Here is a 17,914-nt window from a genome sequence, read left to right on the forward strand (position 1 = left end):
GGGGGCTCCGCCTGTTCAGGAGAGTGAACGCAGATACCGGCGCATCCGCCGCTTGGCCCGGTAACCGACGCGCAGCATGGTGGGCGGCACGTCCAGACGCATCCTGGCCCGGCGGCGGGCGGCGGCGTGCTCCGGCCCGTCGAGCAGCGACCTGGCCGGGACCCGCGGGCCGTGGGCCACCAGGCCGCCCAGCAGCCCGGCCCAGTCGTTGCGCTCCACCGGGTGGAAGTAGTTGGCCGCGCACCACCCGGCGTCGGCGGCGCGGAAGCCGCCGCCGACCAGCTCGTCGAGCGTGCCCAGCAGCCCGCTGTCCTCGAACACCAGGTTGATCATCTCCGCGCTCACACCGAAGTCGCTCAGCACCAGCAGCGGCACGTCCTGCGCGATGGCCTCCAGCGCCGCCGTCGAGCTGACGGTCACGAACCCGGCCGCCTGGGCCAGCTGGTCGTGCATCGAGCCCGCCTCGAACGCCACCCGCCCCGGCTCGCCGAGCTCGCGCCAGAGCCGCTGGTAGTGGAAGCGCTCGTTGTGCGTCTGCCGCTCGTCCTCCAGGGCGCGTAGCTTCACCACCACGTCCAGGTCCGGGCGGCGGGCGGCCAGCTCGGCCAGGGACAGCAGGATGCGTTCGCGATCCTCGCGCTCACGCGGCACCTTGGCCTGGGTGGCGAAGACCACCCGGTTCCCGCCGCCGCGCACGGCCCGCGGGCGCAGGAACGGCAGCCGGGCCAGCCCGACCGCCCCTCCCCCACCGAGCTGGGCGGCGATCCCGCCGAACTCGGCCACCTCCCGCTCGCTGTGCACCACGAACAGGTCGCACCCGCTGCGGAACAGCCACGCCTTCTCCGTCGCGGGCACCGAGATGCCCGGCAGCCCGGTCACGAACACCGGCCGCGGCCGCAGCCCGGCGAACGCCTCGGCCACCAGCACGTCCACGACCGGACCCGTACAGGCCACGATGATCGCGTCCGGCCGCGTCCGCTCGGCCAGACGCCGCACCGCCCGCGCCGGCATCAGCGGCGGCGCGGGACGCCCGCCCACGGCGGCGGCGATCTGCTCCGGCGAGGGCGCGATGGGCGTGCGCACCACCGCGAGGTCCGTCTCGCAGCCGGATGGCAGGTCGTCGAGCAGGCAGGCCGCCCACTTCAGGTACGAGTCGGAGTCGGCCACGGCCAGCACTCTCAAGTGGTCACTCCAGTCAAATACGGGCAGACGCCCGGTCGTATGGGTTGAACGCCGGTCTTGACCGGCCGTTCCAGTCACGTACGGAGCAGCCGGTCAGCCGCGGGATGAGCCGGTCACCCGGCGACTCACGTCAGCGGCGGGATAAGCCGATCATCCGGCGACTCCGGTCAGGTGGGAACGCAGGTCGGGGGCCGCCCTGCTGGTCCACCAGTCGTCCGGCACGTCCACCGCCTCGACAGCGACGCCGCGCGGGCCGAGCAGCACACGCAGCGAGGTGATCGCGGTGGACGGCAGGCTGAGCACCCGCTGGGCGGGGTCGAGGCCGCGCAGCGTCAGCTCGGCCGGCACGCCGGCGTCGTGCACGGTGATCTCGGGCCGCTCGCGGATGACCGCCACGTCGGCGGGGTCCTCGCGGCGATGCGGGAAGTAGGCCAGCGGCTCCTCGGCGGCCCGCTCCATCAGCCAGCTCAGGTAGCGGTCCCGGTGGACCAGCCCGTTCCTGACCAGGGAGGTGCCGAGCACGACGGTCCGCTCGGCCGGGCCCGGCCCGCTCAGCGGCTGCTCGCGCAGCCAGCCGAAGTCGTGGCGGACCAGGTCGACGCCCGCCGCGCGGACGGCCGCCGCCAGCTCGTCGGTCACCGGCAGCGCGGTGAAGACCGACACCCGGCTCGCGCGCAGCCTGATCGCCGCCGCCAGCCCCAGGGCCGCGCGCAGCTTTCCCGGGTGGGCCCGCGCCCGCAACAGCGGTTTGTACGGCCCTTCGGCCAGGAGAGACAGCAACCGGAGCGTGGCCAGCCCGTCATCGACGATCACGATGCGGCCCGGATGGGAGACGAGCCAGCGCAGCTGAACCCGGCCGGAGAAGGCGTCGCCGACGGCGTGCGGGGAGCGCGGCATGCGCTCGCGCGGCTCGGCCAGCTCCAGCCCCTCGGGCAGAGCCAGGCCGGACAGCTCCCGGCGGGTGGCCTTGAGCGCTCGCAGCCCGGCACGCGGCACGACGACCGTGGCAGGCCCGAGCAGCCCAGCGCGGTGCGCCTCTATGGCGCACAGCATCTGAAGCGGGGACTCCACCCAGGCCGACGCCTGTTTGCCCACTCTGTTACCCCCGCGGGGTGATAGCCCGATCACGACCGCTTCAAGCTAGCCCGGCCGCCTTAAGCCGCCAGAAACGGGACATGAACAATGGGACCTATGAACTCCCTACTACTCAACAGCGACGGCGTGCAGGTGCCGCAGCTCGGGTTCGGCGTCTGGCAGGTGCCGAACGACGAGGCAGAACAGGTCGTGACGACCGCTCTGGAGGTCGGTTACCGACACATCGACACGGCCGGCGCGTACGGGAACGAGGAGGGCGTCGGCCGGGCCGTACGCGCCTCGGGGATCCCGCGCGAGAAGCTGTTCGTCACCACCAAGCTCTTCAACAACAACCACGGTCGGGCGGAGGAGGCGTTCGACGAGAGCCTGTCGCGGCTCGGGCTCGACTACGTGGACCTGTACCTGATCCACTGGCCGGTCCCGTCGCAGGACAAGTACCTCCAGGCGTGGCGCGGCCTGGAGAAGATCTACCGTCAAGGCCGGGCGAAGGCGATCGGTGTGTCCAATTTCACCCCCGAGACACTCACCCGGGTGATCGACGAGGCGGACATCACTCCGGCCATCAATCAGATCGAGCTGCACCCGCACTTCCAGCAACGGCGGATGCGGCAGTTCCACGAGGACAACGGCATCCTCACGGAGGCGTGGAGCCCGCTGGGGCAGGGCAAGGGCCTGCTCGGCGACCCGGCGCTCGCCGTGCTGTCGGAGAAGCACGCCAGGACGCCTGCGCAGATCGTGCTGCGCTGGCACATCCAGCTCGGCAACGTGGTGATCCCCAAATCGGTCACGCCGGCGCGGATCAAGGAGAACTTCGAGGTGTTCGACTTTGTCCTCGACACCGAGGACATGGCGGCCATCGGCGCGCTGAACCAGGAGAACGGCCGCATCGGCCCCAACCCGGACACTTTCGCCTGGATGGGGTGATTCCCTACGATCTTTCCTCATGAAGGATCTCTCATGGGGTATCGCGGCCACGGGTGTCATCGCCGCAAGGGTCGGGGCGGTCATCGCCGCTGAGCCAGGGATGCGGGTGGCCGCCGTAGGTTCGCGCGACCTCGGCCGCGCGCGGGCGCTGGCCTCGGAACTGGGCGCCGAGTCGGCGTACGGCTCGTACGCGGAGCTGTGCGCCGACCCCGGCGTCGACGCCGTCTACGTGGCGACCCCGCACGCCCAGCACCTGGAGGTCGCCGAGGCGGCGATCGCGGCGGGCAAGGCGGTGCTGTGCGAGAAGCCGCTCGCCGCGTCCGTCGCCGACGCCGAGCGGATGGTCCGCCTCGCGCGCGAGGCCGGGGTGTTCCTGATGGAAGCCATGTGGACCCGGTTCAATCCGCTCATCCAGCGGGTGGCCGCCGATCCCCGGTTCGGGGAGATCCGCTCGGTCCAGGCGTCGTTCGGCTTCAAGGCCCCGTACGACCCCGCGCACCGGCTGTGGGCGCCGGAGCTGGGCGGCGGGGCGCTGCTCGACCTGGGCGTCTACTCGTTCGGGCTGGCGCAGCTGTTCCTCGGGATGCCCTCACGGATGCACGTCACGGGCTCGCTGGCGCCCTCGGGGGTGGACGCGGAGGCGGGCGGGTTGCTGGTCTATCCGGACGGCAGGCGGGCTCTGGTGGAGTGCTCGCTGCTGGGCCCGTACGCGAACGACGCCCTCGTGGTGGGCACCGACATGCGCGCCCACATCAAGGCGCCGTTCTGGGCGCCGGAGCGGGTCGTGCTGAGCGGGCCGTCGATGGAGACCGAGGAGCTCGTGCTCGATCCGGCGGACAACGGATACGCCGGCGAGGTGCGCGAGGTACGGGACGCCATGACCGAAGGCAGGACCGAATCCGCGATCATGCCACTTGACGAAAGCCTTGCCATGATGGGGCTTCTGGCCGACGCGAGGGGGCAACTCTCCTAGCTGGGGGTTTATCCATTTGTAAGACCCTTGCCACTTGCATTACCTTTGTGGTCATATGAGGCATACGTCCGGTTTGTCCGTTCGTTGCCAGACCATCGCACAAAGGCATCACAGGACCGTCCTGTGACCGCTGAATCCGCCTCGCGCGGAACCGGGGACCCACCGTCCTTTGGGGTGTATCGGCACGTCACGTGCCGTAGGACAGCTTCCACGTCCGAACCCGTCAGCTAACCCGGTAAGCGGCATGGAAGCAAGGAGTTACCCCCTCGATGGCCAAGTCCCATCTTTTTCGTGGCACCAAGTCGACCTTCGCTCACGCCGTCCTCGGCGTGAGCGTCGCGGCCGCCGTTTTCGCCGGCCAGTCCGCCGCCCACGCTGACACCACCGCCACCCACGCTGCCGCGGCTCCGGCACACGCCGCCGCCGCGAAGAGCCACCCGGAGAGCGAGCTCAAGGCCAAGGCCACGGTCTCGCGGGTTCTGGCACTGGCCAAGGCCCAGGTCGGCACCACTGAGAACGCCTATGGCGGCGGCACCAAGTTCCAGAAGTGGTACATGAACTCCCCGCGCGCCCTGGAGACCCTCAGGCGCGACGGCGGCACCCGGGCGGACTACCTGAACGCCGCCTGGTGCTCGATGTTCGTCTCGTGGGTCGGCGACCAGTCCGGCGCGCGCAGCATGATCGGCTGGGACGCCTACACGGTCGAGCACGCGAAGTGGTTCGCCCGCAACAACCACTGGGGCACGACCCCGAAGCCGGGCGCCGTGGTGTTCTTCTCGTGGGGCGGCAGCAAGAGCCTGGACGACATCGAGCACGTCGGCTTCGTCGTCAAGGACAACCACGACGGCACGATCTCCACGATCGAGGGCAACACCGGCAACGGCAGCGTCCAGCAGCGCGTCCGGCAGACGTCCCAGGTGGTCGGCTACGGCTACCCGAGCTACGGCGCCTGACGACTTCCTGATCGAGGGCTCTCCTGCCGACGAGCGCGCGTCCTTCCGGATGCGCGCTCGTCGGCGTCTTACGCTCCCGTACCAGCGTCTTGCCGAAAAGCCCATCACGTTGGGCTGAACAGCGCATGGCTGCCTTATCTGCCCATCAGACCGCAACCCCCCAAGTTTGGGGATGTCACGGGCCTGCCGTCACCTCAGACACTGACGGTGGCCGGACAGCGAGCCGGTTCTCGATACTGAGGAGGGGACATGTCACCGACGACGCAGCAGGACAACTGGCGCTTCTGCAACAAGTGCTACACCCTTTGGTGGAATGGCCGCCCCGACAACGGACACTGCCCCGCAGGCGGTGCCCACGAGGGACACGGCAGTTGGAACTTCTACCTCCCGGCGAACCCCGCCGAGCACATCTGACGCAAAACCGGGCCCCCATCCGGCCGATCTCCCCGCGACGCCACGTCTTCGCGGGGAGATCGGCGTTGGATCCCACAAGTCGGGAGGGACAGCCCCACCAGACGGGCGTCGTCGATCCGCGCCGCGTACTACTCTTCCTCTGCTCACGTGTCGATTCGGGGTCTGACCGTTCGACGCGTTCGTGAGAGTGAAGGAGGCGGATCGTGAAGTTCATGATCGTAGGGAAGGCGAACGAGGCGACCGAGGCCGGCGAACTGCCCAGCCGGGAGCTCGTCGACGCGATGGGCGCCTACAACGAGAGCCTGGCCAAGGCGGGGGTGCTGCTGGCCGCCGAAGGGCTGTACCCCAGCTCCCACGGTGCGCAGATCGCCTACACCAAGGATGGCAAGGCGACGGTGCTCGACGGGCCGTTCGCCGAGGCCAAGGAGCTCATCGCCGGGTTCTGGCTGATCCAGGTCAAGTCCCGGGAAGAGGCCATCGAATGGGCGCTGCGGGTGCCGGTTCCCGGTGGGCATGAGGGGGTCGGGCTGGATGTCTGGCAGGTGTTCGACGCCGCCGACCTGCCGGACGAGTCGATGACCCCGGAGGCGGCCGAACGCGAGGCGCCATTGCGCGAGCGCCTGAGAGGTTCCGCCGAACGGTAGAAGCCGCTGCCCCGCCAGGGAGCCCCCGCTCCCCGCCTACTCCGTTCCCGGACTCGGACCGCTCTCCGACCCCGGCGTGGCCGCCCGACCCCAGCGTGACGGCCCGACTCCGCGACCGGCTCGCCCGCCGGGCGGCGCACCGCGAAAGGGGCCTTGTCATGATCACCTCGGCCGGGTCGGGGCGCACCGCGAAAGGGGCCTTGTCACGATCGCCCCCGGCCGGGTCGGGGCGCACCGCGAAAGGGCCTTGTCACGATCACCCCGGCGGCGGGGTGAGGGCGGACCGTCCCCCGGCCCCCAGCCCCTTCCCCCAAGCCCCGAGCTTGCGGGAGCTGGGGCGGGCTGGTCTTATGGCCAGGTGATGGCTTCCGATACGCATCGGGCGATCGAGACGGTCTGGCGGATGGAGGCGGCGCGGCTCATCGCCGGCCTGACCGGGCTGGTGCACGACCTCGGCCTGGCCGAGGAGCTGGCCCAGGACGCCCTGGTCGCGGCGCTGGAGCAGTGGCCGGAGTCGGGGGTGCCGGGCAATCCCGGCGCCTGGCTCATGACCGTCTCCAAGCGCCGCGCCATCGACCTGCTGCGTCGTCAGGAACGCTACGCGCGCAAGCTGGCCGAGATGGGCCGCGAGCTGTCGGAGGAGCCGGGTGCCGACGAGGAACTGCCCGGCGCCGATGAGATCGAGGACGACCTGCTGCGGCTGGTGTTCACGGCGTGTCATCCGGTGCTGTCCACGGAGGCCCGGGTGGCGCTCACGCTGCGGGTGCTCGGCGGGCTGAGCACTGACGAGATCGCCAGGGCGTTCCTGGTCCCGGAGCCGACGGTGGCGCAGCGGATCGTACGAGCCAAGCGGACGCTGGCCGACAAGCAGGTGCCGTTCGAGGTGCCGCAGGGCGAGGAGCTGGCCGGACGCCTGTCGTCGGTCCTGGAGGTCATCTACCTGATCTTCAACGAGGGCTACTCGGCCACGGCCGGTGATGACTGGATGCGGCCCGGACTCTGCGAGGACGCGCTGCGGCTCGGCCGGGTGCTGGCCGGGCTGATGCCCAAGGAGCCCGAAGTGCACGGCCTGGTCGCGTTGATGGAGATCCAGGCGTCGCGCGCTGCCGCCCGGGTGGGACCGTCCGGCGAGCCGATCCTGCTGCTGGAGCAGAACCGGGGCCGCTGGGACCGCCTGCTCATCCGCCGTGGCCTGGACGCGCTCCAGCGGGCCGAGGATCTCGGCGGCGACCTGGGCCCGTACGTGCTGCAAGCCGCCATCGCCGCCTGTCACGCCAGGGCGCTCACCCCCGAGGAGACCGACTGGCGGGCCATCGCCACCCTCTACGAGGCGCTGGCACGGATGTCGCGATCCCCGGTCGTCGAGCTCAACCGGGCGGTCGCGCTCGCCATGGCGTATGGTCCGGCGGTCGGGCTGGAGCTGGTGGACCAACTGGTCGACGAACCGGCGCTGAAGGGCTACCACCTGCTGCCGAGCGTACGCGGGGATCTGCTGGTCAAGCTGGGGCGAAAGGGTGAGGCGCGCGCCGAGTTCGAACGGGCGGCGGCCATGACCCGCAACACCCGCGAGCGCACCCTGCTGCGAGAGCGCGCCGCCGCCTGCTGATCCCTGTCGCCCGCTGATCCCCGCCAACACGCCGTACGGACGCCGCAGCAAGCGCGACCGCGAGCCCGACCGCGCTCGTGACCACGGGCGTGACCATGAGAAAAGCCCGCAGTGTGTGGGCGACATGCCCAGAAAGCAAACACAAACGAGCCTCTTGTGATGGGAGCGCTCCCAAACGGCTCTTTGCGTCGTAAGTAACCAAAAATCCCCTTTTTGAATGAGAAATCGCACCATTGGTAACGGTTGCGTTTCAGCGCATTGACGGGCACAGGCCATAAGTGCACCCTTTGTGGGAGCGCTCCCAAGGATTTCCCACCGCGGCCCGGAGCGTGTGTCGCGGTGCACCTCCCCCACCCATTCACCCGAGAAGGGGTCCACCATGTTGAACCGCAAGCGTCGCGGCGGTCTCGCCGCGGCTTCCGCCCTGGCGGCGGCGGCCCTGACCGTCGCATCCTGCGGCTCCGGCGGCACTCCGGCGGCCAGCAACGCACCCGCGTCCTCGGCGGCCGCCGAACCGGTCACGATCCGGGTGCAGACTTTCGGCGGCGGCTCGAACTTCGGCTACAAGAACGCCATCACGAAGTGGAACGCCGAGCACAAGGACATCCAGATCAAGGAAGAGCACCTGACCGACCAGTTCGAGCAGCAGTACTGGCCGCAGATGATCCAGTGGCTGCAGGCGGGCAACGGCGCGGGCGACGTGGTCGGCATCGACGAAGGTGGCATGGGCCTGGCCAAGGCGCACCCGGAGTGGTGGGCGGACCTGAAGGAATTCGGCCTGGACTCCCGCAAGGCGGACTTCCCCGCCTGGAAGTGGGAGAACGGCCTCACCGCCGACGGCAAGCTGTTCGGCCTGGGCACCGACATCGGCGGGATGAGCATCTGCTACCGCTCGGATCTGTTCAAGAAGGCCGGGTTACCCTCCGAGCGGGACAAGGTCAGCGCCCTCTGGCCTACTTGGGACGCCTTCATGAAGGTCGGCCAGCAGTTCCAGGCGAAGGTGAAGGACACCAAGTTCGCCGACGGCACGAACACCCTCTACCAGGTGGTCCTCTACCAGGAGGCGGCCAAGAACGGCAACGTCACCTATTTCGACAAGGACAACAACCTCATCGTCGACAAGAACCCGGCGGTGAAGGCGGGCTTCGACTTCGCCACGAAGATGAGCCAGCAGGGCCTGACCGCCAAGCTGCGTAACTTCACCGACGAGTGGGCGGCGGGCACTCAGAAGGGCGCGTTCGCCACGGTCGGCTGCCCGTCGTGGATGCTCGGCGTGGTCAGCGGCAACGCGGGCGACGGCGGCAAGGGCAAGTGGGACGTGGCCGCGGTACCCGGCGGCGGCGGCAACTGGGGCGGCTCCTGGCTGTCGGTGCCCAAGCAGAGCAAGCACCCGAAGGAAGCCGCCGCGGTGGCGGACTACCTGACCAGCGCGCAGACCGAGGCGAGCATCTTCACCGACTTCGGCAACATGCCGAGCAACACGGCGGCGCAGCAGGACGCGGCCGTGCAGGGCGCGAAGAACGAGTTCTTCAACAACGCCCCCATCGGCGAGATCTTCGCCAAGTCGGCGTCGAGCCTCCAGCCGGTCTTCCTCGGCGTGAAGCACGCCCAGGTCAAGAACGCCATCGAGTCGGTGATCCAGGGCATGGACGACGGCTCGGTGCCCTACGGCAAGGCCTGGCAGCAGTTGGTCGACGACGCGGTGAAGGCCGCGGGCTGATCTTCCCTGCCCGGCCCGCCATGAGCGGGCCGGGCTACTGCCGCCGAAAGGTCTCTTATGAGTATCGACACCCTTCCGCGGGAGGTGCGGCGCAGCCAGCACCTCCCGCCCGGCCGCCGCTGGCGTTCCAGACTGGACGTCAAGGTGATGCCGTACACCCTGGTGTCCCCGTACTTCATCCTGTTCGCCGCCTTCGGGCTCTTCCCGCTGGCGTTCACCCTCTACTACTCGCTCTACGACTACGATCTGGCCGGGACCACGAAGTGGACCGGGCTGGGCAACTACGCCAAGCTGCTGGCCGATGAGGACTTCTGGAACGCCGTGGTCAACACGGTCGGCATGTTCCTCCTGGCCACCATCCCGCAGTTGCTGCTGGCGCTGTTCCTGGCCAACGCGCTGAACAAGCGGCTCCGGCTGCGCCTGGCGATCCGGATGAGCGTGCTGCTGCCGCTGGTGACCTCGGTGGTCGCGGTGGCGGTCGTGTTCACCCAGCTCTTCGCCCGTGACTGGGGGCTGGTCAACTGGATCCTCAGCTGGTTCGGCGTGGACGCCATCAACTGGCGGGCCGAGCGGGTCCCGTCGTGGCTGGCCATCGCCACCATGGTCGACTGGCGCTGGACCGGCTACAACGCGATCATCTTCCTGGCCGGCATGCAGACGATCCCGCGCGACCTGTACGAGGCCGCGGCCATCGACGGGGCCTCGCGGCGGCGGCAGTTCTGGCAGATCACCCTGCCGATGCTCCGACCGACCATGATCTTCGTGGTGCTCAACTCCACGATCGGCGGGCTCACGCTGTTCTCCGAGCCGACGACGTTCTACAACGGCAACGTCGACGGCGGGTCGCAGGGCCAGTTCCAGACGGTCGCGATGTTCATCGTCAAGCAGGGCTTCCGCGAGTTCGACTACGGCTACGCCGCCGCGGCGGCCTGGCTGCTGTTCCTGCTCATCCTCATCGGCGCACTGATCAACTTCCTGTTCGTCCGCAGGATCGGGGGCACCAAATGATCAACTGGTCGCCGACCCTCATCACCCGGGTCATGCTGGCGCTGGCCATCGTGCTGTCCGCCTTCCCGCTGTACTGGATGCTGGTCATCGCCTCGCGGACCAACGCCGACGCGGTCGCGGTGCCGCCGCCGTTCCTGCCCGGCGGGAATCTCGGCCAGAACATCGTCGCCGTGCTCAACAACGAGGACGCCCACTTCCTGCTCGGCCTGACCAACTCGTTCATCGTGGCGAGCGTGGTCACCGTCTCGGTGGTCATCATCTCGACGCTGGCCGGCTTCTCCTTCGCCAACCTGTCGTTCAAGGGCAGGAACGTGCTGCTCCTGGCCGTACTGCTGACGATGGCGGTGCCGCTGCAGCAGATGGGCGTGGTGCCGCTCTACCGGCTGATGGTCAGCCTGGAGTGGACGGGCACTCTCAAGGCGGTCATCCTGCCGTACCTGCTCAACGGGTTCGGCGTGTTCCTGATGACCCAGTACACCCGCCAGGCGGTGCCGATGGAACTGGTCGAGGCGGCCAGGGTCGACGGCGCGGCCACCCTGCGGATCTGGTGGAACGTCGTGCTGCCGGCCGTACGGCCGGGCATGGCGGTGCTCGGGATCAACACGTTCATGCTGATGTGGAATGACTTCATGTGGCCGCTGATCGTCCTTACTCCGGACAATCCGACCGTGCAGATCGCGATCACCTCGCTGAACGCCAGGTTCTCCACCAACTACACATTGATCTTCGCGGGAACGGCGCTGTCCATCATTCCGCTCATCGCGGTATTCGTCGCATTCGGCCGCCAGATCGTCGGCGGACTCATGGAAGGTGCGGTCAAGGCGTGACGACACAAGAGGAACAGACGCGTGCCGGGCTGCAGTTCCCCACGGGATTCGCGTTCGGCGCGGCCACCTCGGCGTACCAGATCGAAGGCGCGGTCGCCGAGGACGGGCGCGGCATGTCCATCTGGGACACCTTCACCAAGACCCCAGGCCGCGTGCTCAACGGGGACCACGCGGACGTGGCCATCGACCACTACCACCGATACCGGGAAGACGCCCAGATCATGGCGGAGCTGGGCCTGACCGCCTACCGCTTCTCCGTCTCCTGGCCCCGGATCCAGCCCGACGGGTCCGGCAAGATCAACCAGAAGGGCCTCGACTTCTACAAGCGACTCACCGACGAGCTGCGACAGCACGGCATCGACCCCTGGCTGACCCTCTATCACTGGGACCTGCCCCAGGCGCTGGAGGACAGGGGCGGCTGGCCCAACCGCGACACGGCCTACTGCTTCGCCGACTACGCGGCGACCGTGCACGAAGCGCTGAAGGACCACGTACACACCTTCAGCACCGTCAACGAGCCATGGTGCACCGCGTTCCTCGGCTACGCCTCGGGCGAGCACGCCCCTGGCCGTCGCGAGCCGGAGAACGCGATCAGGGGCGCGCACCATCTCAACCTCGCGCACGGCCTTTCCGTACAGGCGATGGGCGCGAGGCGGGTCGGCGGCTGCGTGAACCTCTACGCGATCACCCCAGCCACCGACAGCGAGGCGGACCAGGACGCGGCGCGGCGCATCGACGGGCTGCAGAACCGGTTCTTCCTCGACGCGCTGATGACCGGCCGCTACCCGCAGGACGTCCTCGACGACCTCGGGATGGACCTGGGCTTCATCAGGGACGGTGACCTGGCGACCATCAAGGCGCCGATCGACGTGCTGCTCGTCAACTACTACAGCCGCTTCACGGTTTCGGGAGCACCAGGCGGCAGGGCCTCGGCGGCGGCGGCGCCCACGGATTCCGCCTCGCCCTGGGTGGGCAGCGAGCACGTGTCGTTCGTCGACGGCGGCCGGCCGGTCACCGCGATGGGCTGGGAGATCGACCGGGGCGGCCTGGTGGAGGTGCTGACCAGGGTGGCGCGGGACTACCCGGCGATCCCGATGGTCGTCTCCGAGAACGGCGCGGCCTTCGAGGACGTCCTGGAGCACGGCCGGGTGCACGACTCCGAGCGGGTGGCCTACTTCGAGGACCACCTGCGCGCCTGCCGCGACGCGATCGACGCCGGGGTGCCGCTGGAGGGCTATTTCGCCTGGTCACTGATGGACAACTTCGAGTGGGCATGGGGCTACGGCAAGCGTTTCGGCCTCGTGCACGTGGACTTCGAGAGCCAGCGGCGCGTGCTCAAGGACAGCGCTATCTGGTACTCGGAGATCATCCGGCAGAATAGACGTCATGAACCGACCGACTCTTGAGGCAGTCGCCGCTCTGGCCGGAGTAGGCCGTGGCACGGTGTCGAGAGTCATCAACGGCTCACCCAACGTGAGCGAGAAGGCCCGCGACGCCGTGCAACAGGCCATCCAGGAGCTGGGCTACGTCCCCAACCGCGCGGCGCGGGCGCTGGTCACCCGGCGCACCGACACGGTGGCGCTGGTGGTGTCGGAGTCCGAGCTGCGCGTCTTCGACGAGCCCTACTTCGCCGGGACCATCAGGGGCATCGGCTCGGCGCTGGCCGAGACCGGGCTCCAGCTGATCCTGGCGATGGCCCAGTCGCAGGAGGAGCATGAACGCCTGGAGCACTACCTGACGGGGCAGCACGTCGACGGCGTGCTGCTCCTGTCGCTGCACGGCGCCGACCCGCTGCCCGGCCGGCTGGAGGCGATGGGCGTGCCGACCGTGCTGGGCGGCCGCCCGGTCGGCCTCACCCCCTACAGCTACGTCGACATGGACAACCGGGCCGGCGCCCGGCAGGCGGTCAAGCACCTGCTGGGTCTCGGCCGGCAGCGCATCGCCACGATCGCCGGGCCGCAGGACATGGGCGTGGGCGTCGACCGGCTGGCCGGCTACCACGACGCGCTGCTCACCTTGGGAGCGCGGGAGCTGGTCGCCTACGGCAGCGACTTCTCCGAGGAGAGCGGCGCGGCGGCGATGCGCGAGCTGCTGGCCGCCGAGCCGGAGCTCGACGCCGTGTTCGCCGCCTCCGACCCGCTGGCGGTAGGGGCGATGCGGGTGCTCAAGCTCGAGGGCCGGGCCATCCCGGGTGACGTGGCGGTGGTGGGGTTCGACGACTCCAAGGTGGCCCTGCACGCCGACCCGCCGCTGACCACCGTGCACCAGCCGGCCGAGGAGATGGGCCGCCAGATGGCGCGGCTGCTGGTCGCGCGGATCAACGGCGAGGTGCTCCGCCAGCCCGTGGTCATCCTCGACACCCACCTGGTGCGCCGGGAGTCGGCCTGACCTCGGGATACCCTTTGCTCAACCCCCCGAGAGAGGATTTTTCCGTGCCCCAGCTCGCCGCCGCCGGATACACCGCGCAAATCAGCCCGCGCGGCGCCGCGCTCAGGACGCTCCGCCACGGCGCGCGCGACCTGATCACGAGCTGGCCCGCCGAGGGCCCGGTCCCCTATTTCGCGGGCACGATCCTCGCCCCTTGGCCGAACCGGGTGGGCGGGGCCCGCTACCCGTTCGGCGGGCGGACGCACGAGCTGGCGGTGAGCGAGCCCGAGCGCGGCCACGCCCTGCACGGGCTGGTGTCCGGCATCGACTGGCAGGTCGTGGAGCTGCTGGCCGCCGAGGACCACCACGCCTTCGTACGCCTGGCGCACACGATCACCCCCACGGCCGGTTACCCGTTCACGCTGACGCTGCGGGTGCTCCACCGGCTCGACGAGCACGGGCTGACCACCACGGTCACCGCCCGCAACGACGGCGCCGACGCCGCTCCCTACGGCTGCGGCCCCCATCCCTGGCTGCTCGGCGACGACCTGGAGCTGCCCGCCGCCAAGGTGCTGGTCACCGACGAGCAGCTGCTGCCCCGCTCCCTGGACGACGTGTCCGGCTCCCCGTACGACTTCCGCAAGGCCAGGGCGCTCGACGGCCACGTGATCGACCACGCCTTCACCGGACTGGCGGCCGGAGAGGCCCGGGTCGGGGGCGTACGCATGACCTGGGACCCGGCCGTGCTGCCGTGGGTGCAGGTCTGCACCAGCGGGCAGCTCGGCTACGAGGGCGTGGCGGTGGAGCCCATGACCTGCCCGCCGGACGCGTTCAACTCCGGCACCGACGTGGTGGTGCTCGAACCGGGCGGCGAGCACGTGGCCAGCTGGACGATCAGCATGGCCTGACGGTCCTGTGGCAAGCTGGACGATCAGCGGCGCCTGACGGGATCTGGCCGAGCTGGACGATCAGCACGGCCTGACCCCACAATCGGATCTCGTGGACAGCAGGACGAAGCGGCGTCTATCGCCCACTGAGCTCGACGATCTCGCCCGGCGCGCGCTCGGCGCGGGCGTGACCCGATCCACCGAACTCACCGACGGCTATGCCAACGCGGTCTGGCGGCTCCTCCTCGACGACGGCCGCGACGTGGTACTCAAACTGGCTCCGCCCCCCGAGCTGGACCAGCTCAGCTACGAGCGCAACCTGCTGCGGATGGAGGCGGCGGCCTGCGAGCTGGCCGTCGCCGCCGGCGTGCCGGTGGCGAGGCTGCTGGCCGCCGGGTTCGACGATCCGGTGCTCGGCGGCGACTACCTGCTGTTCGGGACGCTGGACGGCGTGTCGTGGAACGACGTGAAACCGGACGGCGCCGACGCGGCGCTCCGGAGGGAGCTGGGCCGCCATCTGGCCAGGTTCAACGCGGTGACGGGCGAGGTGTTCGGCTACCCGCACGCGGGCATCACCGGCCGCACCTGGCGCGAGGCGTACCTGGCCATGGTGGGGGCGCTGCTGGCCGACACCGAGCGTTACCCGACGCCGCTCCCCCGGCCCGCCGCGGAGATCGGCGCGCTGCTCGCCGCCGCCGCGCCCGTCCTGGACGAGGTGACCACGCCGCACCTCGTCCACTTCGATGTCTGGGCGGGCAACGTCTTCCTGGACCTGTCCGGGACGCCCAGGATCCAGGCGATCATCGACCACGAGCGGGCGTTCTGGGGTGACCCGCTGGCCGAGTTCGTCACGCCGACCATCTTCGGCGAGTTGCGCGACGACGACCCGTTGCTGGCCGGGTACCGCGAGGTGACGCCGCTGGAGCTCACCCCCGCCGCGCGGACCCGGCTCGACCTCTATCGTGCCTACCTCTACCTGATCCTGCTGGTGGAGAACGGGCCGCGGCAGTATCCCGAGTCCGAGTACGCGCGGGCCCGCGACCTGTCCACCACCTCACTCACGGACGTCCTGGACCGCCTCGTAGGACTTGCCCCCGGCTCCCGCGCCTAGCTTGCCGCACTGTCCCGCGCCCACGCCGGTGACCTTGTTGGGCACGTCCAGGTCCACGGGGGCGGGCGTGTTGCCCGTACAGGCGAGCGCGCCCTTGACCGTGGTGCCCGACAGGATCGGCGCCGTGTTCGCGGTCAACAGGGCGGCGCCGCGGATGTCGGCGCCCACGACGGCCAGCGATCCGGCGCGGTCGACCGTCAGCGCGCCGTCCACCCGCGCGCCGAGTACCTGCACCGAGGCGGCCCGCGAGGCGATGAGCGCGCCGGAGAGCCGGCCGCCGGTGACGACCACCGAGGCGCCCGCCCGCACGGTCACCGAGCCGCTCACCTGCGCGTGGTCCAGGCAGGTGACGCCGTCAGCGATGGTCAGCGGGCCGCGCTGAGCGCCGGTGAGGGTCCTGGTGCAGGCGAGCGGCGGGGCGATCGTGGTGACCGTGAAGCTGCCCGCCCTGCCGTAGTTGCCGGAGCCGTCGATCGAGCGGTACTCGATCGTGTGCCGCCCCCTGGGGAGCTTGCCGTACACGAGGGAGTCGATGGTCGTGCCGTCCTCGGTGAACGTCCACGGCAGGTCGGAGGAGGTCGGCCAGCCGAAGTAGTTGAACCAGCCGTCGCCGTCGACCCTCGACTCCGAGACCACGTAGCCGCCCCGGTCGTCGGTGCCGGTCAGCTTCATCGAGAACGGCCCGTTGTAGACGTAGGTGTCGCCGGACCTGACGAGCGGCGGCGACAGCTCGTAGCCGGTCTTCGGTGAGATGGCGTCGACCGTCCAGGTCAGCGTCCGGTCGCCGACCGTCGCGGTGAGGGTGTGCGTACCCTCGGCCGGCTTCAGCGCGCCGAGGTCCAGGTCGCTGTCGCCCTCGCCGACCCGCTTCCCGTCGAGCGCCCACGCGACCGCGGGAACGCTCGCCGCCGGGTGCGTGGTCTCCACGTACACGATCTCGGTACGGCCCAGCGGCCGCTCCACCGAGGTGGCGGAGACGATGCCGGGGGTCACGCCGTCGGGCGGGGTGGTCAGTGACGTGTCGACGGTCCAGGTACGGGAGGCGGACATCGCGCCGCGGATGGCCGGGTCCCTGACGAAGCTCGTCGGGTCGCTGACCGTCGCCTTGACCGTGTGGGTGCCCGGGGTGAGGCCGAGTGCGCGTAAGTCCAGGGCCGTGCCTTGTCCGGCGGGCCGGTCCGTGCCGTCGACGTTCCAGGTGACGGTGAGCGCGTGACCGTTGGGGCGCATCGGCTCCACCCAGAGCACCCGGTCGGCGCCGACGGGCGCGGCCGACGGGGTGGCGTCCTGGATCACCGTCGTCTTGCCGGTGATCCGCTGCGCCATCACCTCCCGGCTCACCTGGTCGTAGTAGTAGCCGAGCGTCTTCATCATCGAGTGCCGGCTCGGCCGCCAGACGCCGGTGGTGGCGTACATGCCGCCCTCGTAGCGGCCGATCGGGCCGCCGGACTCGCTGGGCTCGCCCAGCCAGCGCCACCACTTCTTCTTCTGGTCGAGCATCTGCTGCTCGGTCAGCAGCGTGTGGTGGGCGGAGGCGGGCTCGGGCCCCGTGTACGCGCCGCCGGGGACGCCGCGCTGGTAGTAGTCGTACTCGTCCTGCAAGCCGCCCAGGGAGTGACCCAGCTCGTGCGGGCTGATCAGGGCGGACATGGAGTTGCTGCCGGAGGCGGTCGCGTAGGAACCGCCCGCGCCGCCGTACGTCCCGCTGTTGGCCAGCGCGAGGATCTGCCGGTTGGCCGAGGTCGTGCCGGTGACCAGGTTCGCGTAACGGATGGCGGCGGTGTTGTCCATGGTGATCAGCCGCTGGACGCTGCCGGGGTTGCACTGACCCCAGAAGCCCATGCTGAGCGGGGTGGTCTTCTTCGGCGAGGTCAGGGCGGGGTCGCAGCTGACACCCGACTCGCCGGAGACGATGTCCACCCGGTAGACGTTGATGTAGGCGCGGTAGGACTTGTACGGCTCGATGGACCACATCACGTTGAGGTGCCGATCGACGTCCGCCTGGAACTTCGCCTGCTCGGACTCGGTGTAGCCGTCGCCCATGATGACCAGGTTGAACCGTTTGGCGGGCGTACCGGTGACCTGGACCGGCACGACGGTGGCGGCGCCGGGCGCGGCGGCCGCGTCCGCGTTGGCTGGGGGGATGTATAAGACGGCGGCGGCCAGGACCAGGGCCGCGGATCTACGCATGATCCGCATTATC

The 17,914-nt window shown here is 69.9% G+C and carries 16 protein-coding genes and 1 riboswitch; of the genes, 13 read left to right on the top strand and 3 right to left on the bottom strand.

Translation table 11 applies throughout. The annotated features are described in order from the left end of the window. Positions 1-15: 15 nt before the first annotated feature. Together ACQP2T_RS36775 and ACQP2T_RS36780 are read right to left on the bottom strand one after the other, a co-directional pair. Positions 16-1,176 (bottom strand): DUF6716 putative glycosyltransferase, encoded by a 1,161-nt coding sequence (locus ACQP2T_RS36775; RefSeq protein ID WP_433519874.1) that lies wholly within the window; start codon positions 1,174-1,176, stop codon positions 16-18. A 156-nt stretch (positions 1,177-1,332) separates the two neighbouring features. After that, positions 1,333-2,253 carry a hypothetical protein gene (locus ACQP2T_RS36780; protein ID WP_393481897.1) on the bottom strand — a complete coding sequence of 307 codons (921 nt, stop codon included), beginning with the start codon at positions 2,251-2,253 and terminating at the stop codon, positions 1,333-1,335. Positions 2,254-2,373: 120 nt separating this feature from the next. Between ACQP2T_RS36780 and ACQP2T_RS36785 the strand changes: the two genes are divergently transcribed. The 13 genes from ACQP2T_RS36785 (at position 2,374) to ACQP2T_RS36845 (ending at position 15,711) form a co-directional block, all read left to right on the top strand. Continuing rightward, positions 2,374-3,201: an aldo/keto reductase gene (locus ACQP2T_RS36785; RefSeq protein WP_433509498.1), complete on the top strand. Its 828-nt coding sequence runs from the start codon at positions 2,374-2,376 to the stop codon at positions 3,199-3,201. A 19-nt stretch (positions 3,202-3,220) separates the two neighbouring features. Then, positions 3,221-4,174 carry a Gfo/Idh/MocA family protein gene (locus tag ACQP2T_RS36790; protein ID WP_433509499.1) on the top strand — a complete coding sequence of 318 codons (954 nt, stop codon included), beginning with the start codon at positions 3,221-3,223 and terminating at the stop codon, positions 4,172-4,174. A gap of 118 nt (positions 4,175-4,292) precedes the next feature. Further along, a riboswitch (cyclic di-AMP (ydaO/yuaA leader) is annotated at positions 4,293-4,431 on the top strand. A gap of 12 nt (positions 4,432-4,443) precedes the next feature. Then, entirely contained in the window at positions 4,444-5,127 is a 684-nt protein-coding gene (locus ACQP2T_RS36795) for a CHAP domain-containing protein (RefSeq protein ID WP_433509500.1), read from the top strand. A gap of 249 nt (positions 5,128-5,376) precedes the next feature. Further along, entirely contained in the window at positions 5,377-5,541 is a 165-nt protein-coding gene (locus ACQP2T_RS36800; protein ID WP_214641500.1) for a hypothetical protein, read from the top strand. Positions 5,542-5,753: 212 nt separating this feature from the next. Continuing rightward, the gene (locus ACQP2T_RS36805) at positions 5,754-6,185 is read left to right on the top strand and encodes a YciI family protein (protein ID WP_433519875.1); all 432 of its coding nucleotides are present in this window, start codon (positions 5,754-5,756) and stop codon (positions 6,183-6,185) included. 361 nt (positions 6,186-6,546) lie between these two features. Beyond that, positions 6,547-7,791 (top strand): RNA polymerase sigma factor, encoded by a 1,245-nt coding sequence (locus ACQP2T_RS36810; protein WP_433509501.1) that lies wholly within the window; start codon positions 6,547-6,549, stop codon positions 7,789-7,791. A gap of 379 nt (positions 7,792-8,170) precedes the next feature. Next, positions 8,171-9,511 carry an ABC transporter substrate-binding protein gene (locus ACQP2T_RS36815; RefSeq protein WP_433509502.1) on the top strand — a complete coding sequence of 447 codons (1,341 nt, stop codon included), beginning with the start codon at positions 8,171-8,173 and terminating at the stop codon, positions 9,509-9,511. Between the two features lie 57 nt (positions 9,512-9,568). Further along, positions 9,569-10,519 carry a carbohydrate ABC transporter permease gene (locus ACQP2T_RS36820; protein WP_433509503.1) on the top strand — a complete coding sequence of 317 codons (951 nt, stop codon included), beginning with the start codon at positions 9,569-9,571 and terminating at the stop codon, positions 10,517-10,519. Beyond that, positions 10,516-11,346, top strand: coding sequence for a carbohydrate ABC transporter permease (locus ACQP2T_RS36825; protein WP_433509504.1), 831 nt, complete (start codon positions 10,516-10,518; stop codon positions 11,344-11,346). The genes ACQP2T_RS36820 and ACQP2T_RS36825 overlap by 4 nt, the downstream gene beginning before the upstream one ends. Continuing rightward, positions 11,343-12,752, top strand: a complete 1,410-nt coding sequence (locus tag ACQP2T_RS36830; protein WP_433509505.1) for a GH1 family beta-glucosidase — start codon at positions 11,343-11,345, stop codon at positions 12,750-12,752. The genes ACQP2T_RS36825 and ACQP2T_RS36830 overlap by 4 nt, the downstream gene beginning before the upstream one ends. Continuing rightward, positions 12,733-13,734 carry a LacI family DNA-binding transcriptional regulator gene (locus ACQP2T_RS36835; protein ID WP_433509506.1) on the top strand — a complete coding sequence of 334 codons (1,002 nt, stop codon included), beginning with the start codon at positions 12,733-12,735 and terminating at the stop codon, positions 13,732-13,734. The genes ACQP2T_RS36830 and ACQP2T_RS36835 overlap by 20 nt, the downstream gene beginning before the upstream one ends. 44 nt (positions 13,735-13,778) lie before the next feature. Beyond that, positions 13,779-14,621, top strand: coding sequence for an aldose 1-epimerase family protein (locus tag ACQP2T_RS36840; protein ID WP_433509507.1), 843 nt, complete (start codon positions 13,779-13,781; stop codon positions 14,619-14,621). 91 nt (positions 14,622-14,712) lie between these two features. Further along, the gene (locus ACQP2T_RS36845) at positions 14,713-15,711 is read left to right on the top strand and encodes a phosphotransferase family protein (protein ID WP_433509508.1); all 999 of its coding nucleotides are present in this window, start codon (positions 14,713-14,715) and stop codon (positions 15,709-15,711) included. Here ACQP2T_RS36845 and ACQP2T_RS36850 read toward each other — a convergent pair. Continuing rightward, positions 15,655-17,901: a M64 family metallopeptidase gene (locus tag ACQP2T_RS36850; protein WP_433509509.1), complete on the bottom strand. Its 2,247-nt coding sequence runs from the start codon at positions 17,899-17,901 to the stop codon at positions 15,655-15,657. The two genes, ACQP2T_RS36845 and ACQP2T_RS36850, sit on opposite strands and share 57 nt — an antisense overlap. Positions 17,902-17,914 lie beyond the last annotated feature (13 nt).

The sequence above is a fragment of the Nonomuraea sp. CA-143628 genome (assembly GCF_050942315.1).
Classification (GTDB): Bacteria; Actinomycetota; Actinomycetes; order Streptosporangiales; family Streptosporangiaceae; genus Nonomuraea.

Excerpts from the sequence above, each read along its gene's own strand:
- ACQP2T_RS36810 (WP_433509501.1), top strand. The coding sequence starts at position 6,547 with ATGGCTTCCGATACGCATCGGGCGATCGAGACGGTCTGGCGGATGGAG.
- ACQP2T_RS36835 (WP_433509506.1), top strand. The coding sequence starts at position 12,733 with ATGAACCGACCGACTCTTGAGGCAGTCGCCGCTCTGGCCGGAGTAGGC.
- ACQP2T_RS36805 (WP_433519875.1), top strand. The coding sequence starts at position 5,754 with ATGATCGTAGGGAAGGCGAACGAGGCGACCGAGGCCGGCGAACTGCCC.
- ACQP2T_RS36825 (WP_433509504.1), top strand. The coding sequence starts at position 10,516 with ATGATCAACTGGTCGCCGACCCTCATCACCCGGGTCATGCTGGCGCTG.
- ACQP2T_RS36800 (WP_214641500.1), top strand. The coding sequence starts at position 5,377 with ATGTCACCGACGACGCAGCAGGACAACTGGCGCTTCTGCAACAAGTGC.
- ACQP2T_RS36820 (WP_433509503.1), top strand. The coding sequence starts at position 9,569 with ATGAGTATCGACACCCTTCCGCGGGAGGTGCGGCGCAGCCAGCACCTC.
- ACQP2T_RS36850 (WP_433509509.1), bottom strand. The coding sequence starts at position 17,901 with ATGCGTAGATCCGCGGCCCTGGTCCTGGCCGCCGCCGTCTTATACATC.
- ACQP2T_RS36795 (WP_433509500.1), top strand. The coding sequence starts at position 4,444 with ATGGCCAAGTCCCATCTTTTTCGTGGCACCAAGTCGACCTTCGCTCAC.
- ACQP2T_RS36815 (WP_433509502.1), top strand. The coding sequence starts at position 8,171 with ATGTTGAACCGCAAGCGTCGCGGCGGTCTCGCCGCGGCTTCCGCCCTG.
- ACQP2T_RS36785 (WP_433509498.1), top strand. The coding sequence starts at position 2,374 with ATGAACTCCCTACTACTCAACAGCGACGGCGTGCAGGTGCCGCAGCTC.
- ACQP2T_RS36790 (WP_433509499.1), top strand. The coding sequence starts at position 3,221 with ATGAAGGATCTCTCATGGGGTATCGCGGCCACGGGTGTCATCGCCGCA.